Source organism: bacterium (genome assembly GCA_040755795.1).
Lineage (GTDB): Bacteria > UBA9089 > CG2-30-40-21 > CG2-30-40-21 > SBAY01 > JBFLXS01.
The window spans coordinates 1-5,812 of sequence record JBFLXS010000253.1; the positions used below are offsets into that span (position 1 = coordinate 1).

The 5,812-nt window shown below is 35.4% G+C and carries 4 protein-coding genes; all 4 read left to right on the plus strand.

Going from position 1 to position 5,812, the window contains the following annotated elements; genetic code table 11:
• Positions 1-214 precede the first annotated feature (214 nt).
• Complete coding sequence (locus AB1414_14045; protein MEW6608543.1) at positions 215-2,188, plus strand: methyltransferase domain-containing protein; 1,974 nt, start codon at positions 215-217, stop codon at positions 2,186-2,188.
• 203 nt (positions 2,189-2,391) lie between these two features.
• Entirely contained in the window at positions 2,392-3,519 is a 1,128-nt protein-coding gene (locus AB1414_14050; GenBank protein MEW6608544.1) for a glycosyltransferase family 1 protein, read from the plus strand.
• A 2-nt stretch (positions 3,520-3,521) separates the two neighbouring features.
• Entirely contained in the window at positions 3,522-4,667 is a 1,146-nt protein-coding gene (locus AB1414_14055) for a glycosyltransferase family 1 protein (GenBank protein ID MEW6608545.1), read from the plus strand.
• A gap of 16 nt (positions 4,668-4,683) precedes the next feature.
• Entirely contained in the window at positions 4,684-5,679 is a 996-nt protein-coding gene (locus tag AB1414_14060; GenBank protein ID MEW6608546.1) for a glycosyltransferase, read from the plus strand.
• Positions 5,680-5,812: the final 133 nt, after the last annotated feature.

Here is a 5,812-nt window from a genome sequence, read left to right on the forward strand (position 1 = left end):
ACACGACACCAGGATTAATGTCTGAAGGGTGGAGCAAGAAAAAGTTTGAGCCATTTCTCCAATTCTCCCTTTTCCCCATTTCTCCTTGTTTACACTTCTAATGTATAGCCCTGAACGGTTACGAAAAATTTTATTTTTTTATTAAAATTTTTGTTGCAAAATTATCCAAAAAATGATATTATTATCCTAAACTTTTTTTTGGGGGGGAAATAAAATGAAAATAAAAGTATCTAATGTCAAACCATTTCGTAAAGAAAAGGTAACATTAGGATGTAAAAGGACATTTGGTCCTTTACACAATTTGGAGGAGTATGTTCAGCCGGATTGGTGGCGACGGATATTCAACTCAATTTATTTAAAAACAGATGCGGATGTAGTTGAGGATGAAAACCTGACCGTGAAGGAGGTTGATATATTTTCAAAAATCCTGAGACTGTCGCCAGAAGATAGAATTTTAGATTTATGTTGCGGACAGGGACGACACACCTTTGAATTAGCCAGCCGTGGTATAACCGATATTGATGCTTTAGACCGCTCCTATTACCTCATTCAAAAGGCAAAAACACAAGCAAAAAAAGAAGGCTTGAATATCAGATTTAAAGAAGGCGATGCCAGAAAAATCCCATTTTCACCAGATACATTCGATGTGGTGGTAATTCTGGGTAACAGCTTCGGCTATTTTGAAACAATTCAGGATGATTTGCAGGTGCTTAAAGAAATCTTTAGAGTCCTAAAACCCTGGGGACGAATCCTTATCGATGTGGCAGATGGAAAATATTTAAAAAAACAATTTCAACCAAGGTCATGGGAATGGATAGACAAAAAGCATTTTGTCTGTCGAGAGCGTTCTCTTTCAAAAGATAAACAGCGTCTAATCTCACGAGAAGTAGTAACTCATGTCGAAAAGGGTGTGATTACAGACCAATTTTATGCAGAAAGACTTTACACCCGAGAAAGTATGGAAGAACTTCTCAAATCCGCAGGATTTACGAATATTGCCTTTCATGGAGAAATAATAACGGATTCCCATCGAAATCAAGACCTGGGTATGATGGAACGACGCATCCTCGTCAGCTCTATAGTTAGAAAAGAATGGACACCCATTAAGAAAAAACCAAAAGAATCACTAAGAAATATAGCCGTAATTTTAGGTGACCCATCAAAACCCGACCCATTAAAACCAATGTGCATCTTTGATGATGATGATTTCTATACAATTGACCAATTAAAAGATGCCTTAAGAGAACTCTATGGTTATCGGTTTATACCACTTAATAACCACGATACCTTGTATCAGGAGTTGGTAAAACTAAAACCTCAAATAGATTTTGTCTTTAATTTGTGTGATGAAGGATATGATAACGACCCGAGAAAAGAACTTCATATCCCTTCTTTGATGGAAATACTTGATATTCCATATACAGGCGCCGGCCCACAATGTCTTGCTTACTGCTATGATAAATCACTTGTGCGTGGAATTGCAAAAGAGATGGAAATTCCAGTTCCAGAGGCTTTCTTTATCAAACCAGAAGATACCACTTTTGAGCTTCCTTTTGAATTCCCGGTAATTACAAAACCCAACTTTGGGGACTCCAGTTTTGGTATAACACAGCGGAGTGTGGCAAATAATATTGAGGAACTGGTAAACGCTATTTCAGAAATCCGTGAGAAATTTGGGTATGATAAACCTATTCTTGTTGAAGAATTCCTGACAGGGAAAGACTTAAGTGTAGGAATAATAGGAAATCCACCAGAATTTTATACAATCTTACCCATTATCGAGGAGGATTACTCAGCACTTCCACAAGGACTGCCTAAAATATGCGGCTATGAAGCAAAATGGCTTCCAGACTCACCATATTGGGTTATCAAATCCATTCCTGCCCAGTTGCCAGAGGAGACAAAAAAATCCATTGTGGAATGTTGTTTAAAACTATATGAGCGCCTGGAGTGCAGGGATTATTGCCGATTTGATTGGAGGGTTGATTCAGAAGGTAATCCTAAATTGCTTGAGGTAAATCCTAACCCGGGTTGGTGCTGGGATGGACACCTGGCAAAAATGGCAAAGATTGAAGGAATATCTTACAGTGAGATGATTGGAACTATCATCAAAGCCACAGAACAACGATTGGGACTTCAAATGACTAATGGGAAAAAAGAAGAAACACTCATTCGTGCCGCCGCTTAATGGGTTAGTGAAATGGAGAATTAGAGATTAGAGATTTGGAGGATTAGCAGAACTGCAGGTTTGTAGGCAAAATTCCCCCCTTAACAAAGGGGGTTAGGGGGTTGTCTAAGGTTTTATTACACATTACCCCCAAATGACTGACCCATTATGCCGCCGCTTAAAATTCCCTTGACATTCTCTCCTATGAATGATAAAATAGGATTATGAAAATTGGAATAGATGCACGGAGTCTCATTAGAAAAGAACGAGCAGGATTAGAACAGTATCTGGCTAATTTAATATCTCACCTGGAAAAAATAGATAATGAAAATCAATACTTTTTATTCTTCAATTTTATAAGACCGCAATATCAAAGATTTCTTCCTCAATTCACCTCCAATAATTTTCATAATGTTGTTTGCCCTATACCGTCAAAAATTATGACCAGGTTATTTAAAGCTTCTTTACCCATAGAATCTTGTCTGGGCAAGCTGGATGTATTTCATGCTCCCAGACATCTGCTTCTTCCCTCAATTTGGGCTAAAACGGTATTAACAATCCATGATTTGATGTTTATAGACCACCCTGAATTTCTAAAATTAGAGTGGGTAAAGTCACTGGAAAAAGAAGTTCATAAGGGAATCAAAAGGGCAAATTTGATTATTTCAGTCTCACTCTTTACAAAAAATCGGATATTGGAAAACTGGAAGAAGATGTCAGCAGAGAAAATCAAAGTTATATATTCTGGTGTGAATGAGTGCTTCTATCCTATCGAAGATAAGGTAATAATTGATAAGATTAAACATAAATATGGCATTAAAAACAGATATATTTTATTTGTGGGCAATGTTGAACCTAAAAAAAATCTTATCAGATTATTTGAGGCATTTTCTCAAGTGAAGAATTCCATAGACGGTTATAATTTGGTAATAGCAGGTGGAGGTTGGGCTTTTGACAAACTATTTCAAAAGGTGAAGGAATCGAATCTACAAAAAGATGTTATTTTTACAGGTTATATTTCGGATGAAGATTTACCAGCTTTGTACAGTGGTGCTGAAATCTTTGTTTTCCCTTCTTTATATGAAGGGTTTGGACTACCAGTAATTGAAGCAATGGCTTGTGGAACACCAGTTATTACCTCGAATAGTGCTTCTTTACCTGAATTAGCCAGGGATGCAGGAATTTTAATTGACCCTTTTAAGGTAGAGGATATAGCTGGGGCTATGTATCAACTATTAACTGATACTAATCTTAAGATGAAGCTAAAGGAAAAGGGGCTACAAAGGGCTAAATTATTTTCATGGGAAAAAACAGCCAGTGAAACACTGGCAGTGTATAAGGAGTTAGCCTGAAAATGCGAATAGGAATTGATGTTAGAAAAATTGTCTTTCAACAAATGATCGGTGGTTTAGCTATATATCCATATAACTTAATTAAACATTTATCTAAAATAGATAAAGAGAATGAATATATTTTATTTCATAGCTTTGTTAGACCGAAAAATTACAAGTTTATAAAGGACTTAGAGACTTCAAATTTTAAAAATAGGGTTTTTAGATGTCGCACTCAATTCTTAGAGGATTGGGTCTGGGACAGATTTCATCTGCCAATAGAATTACTCGTCGGGAAAGTAGATATTTTTCATCAAACTTTTTCCCCATCTCCCCCACAACTATTCGGTAAATCAATCGTTACCATTTACGATTCAGGAGTAGGCATGAGAGAATGTTTAAATTTTTTGGCTAAAAAATATGAACTGGAAAGGGCAATTACTTTAAAAAGAGCAGATTTCATTATTACTATCTCTCATCATATTAAAAATTATATTAGGGAGGTGTTAAAAATCCCTCAAGAAAAAATAGGAGTAACTTATCTTGGTGTTGGTGAAGAATATTATCCTATTAATGATAAGAATATCTTAAATAATATACGGAAAAAGTATAATCTAAATAGAAAATACTTACTTTATGTAGGGAATTTAAGTCCTCGAAAAAATGTAGGTAGATTGGTCGAGGCTTTTTATGAGTTAAAAAATAATGTATCTGAAGCATATAATTTAGTCATTGCAGGTTGCAAGTGGAGGTTAGAAACTGATGAAATATTAAAAAAAGTCCAGGAATTAAATCTAAAAGAAGATGTAATTTTTATTAACGAAATTCCTATGGAAGATATGCCCGGGCTATATTCCTCAGCAGAGGTATTTGTCTTTCCTACATTAGTAGAAGGATTTGGGTTACCTGTTGTAGAAGCAATGGCTTGCGGCACACCGATTATAGCTTCTGCTACAACAGCCACTGCTGAGGTAGTAGAAGATGCAGGGATTTTAGTTAATCCTTATAATGTAGCAGAAATAACTCAAGCAATGGGACAGGTTTTAACTAATACCACTCTTGCGAATGAATTAAGAGAAAAAGGCATTCAAAGAGCCAAATTTTTTTCATGGGAAAAGACAGCTAATGAAACTTTAAAGATTTATAAGATGGTCAGTTTAGCAAATTAGTAGAGCGAATAAAACTATGGCAACGATAAGTATTATTATTCCAACCTATAACGCAGAGAATTTTCTACCGCAAGCTATTAATAGCGTTGTAGAACAAACATATCAGGATATTGAAATAATTGTAGTAGATGATGGCTCAACAGATAATACCAAACGGATAATTGAGCCATTTATGGATAAAATTTACTATATTTATAAAGATAATGGCGGTCCTGCTTCGGCGAGGAATGTGGGAATAAAATCATCTAAAGGGGAATATATTGCCTTTTTGGATGCAGATGATATCTGGCTGCCACAAAAATTGGAATTACAAATAAACCTGTTTCAACAATGCCAGGAGATAGATTGGATTCATACTAATTTAGTGCTTATTGACGAATCAGGAAATGTAATAGGGATTCGGAAATTAACAGAGATTTTATCTGGAAGTATCTTTAAAATACTATTTATGGAGAATTGGGTACTAACTTCATCTGTTATGATGAAGAGAGAATGCCTTAAGATAATTGGAAATTTCGATGAAACACTATCAGTCAACCAGGATTATGACTTATGGCTTCGGTTATCACATTATTACAAATGTGGCTATCTTGAGCAACCATTAGTCAAATATCGAATTCATCACGCTCAAAATACAAAAAAAATTGAGCGGTTGTTTTTTTATGAAAAAGCAGTTATTGAGAAAACCATACAGAATTTTCCTGAGATTGCAGGTAAATCAAAATTAAGATATGGAAAACTTTATTTTAAATGGGGATGCAGGTATTTTGAAATAAGTGAGTTACAGGAGGCAAGAAAGAAATTTAAAACAGCATTATCTTATCAACACTTAAATCCTAAATATATCATCTATTATTTATCCTGCCTATTTAATTTACCACAGATTATCTGGGGTATCCGGTGGATAAAAAAGAGGATAGAGAATCTATTGAGTAACTATTCACCATTCACAATTCACAATTCACCATTCACAATTTTTCCCCTAAATTTCCTTAATAATGGTGAATGGTGAATTGTCAATTGTCAATTGTGAATTATCACTCTTCACGGTGTCAAGCAAACCTGGCCCAAGAGTTCGATGCACCGCTATAGCGCATCCAATGACTCTATTCGATAATTCATCAAATTTCACTTCGTGCTCTCCG

Coding starts and splice junctions, on each gene's coding strand:
- AB1414_14060 (MEW6608546.1), top strand. CDS start 4,684: ATGGCAACGATAAGTATTATTATTCCAACCTATAACGCAGAGAATTTT.
- AB1414_14050 (MEW6608544.1), top strand. CDS start 2,392: ATGAAAATTGGAATAGATGCACGGAGTCTCATTAGAAAAGAACGAGCA.
- AB1414_14055 (MEW6608545.1), top strand. CDS start 3,522: ATGCGAATAGGAATTGATGTTAGAAAAATTGTCTTTCAACAAATGATC.
- AB1414_14045 (MEW6608543.1), top strand. CDS start 215: ATGAAAATAAAAGTATCTAATGTCAAACCATTTCGTAAAGAAAAGGTA.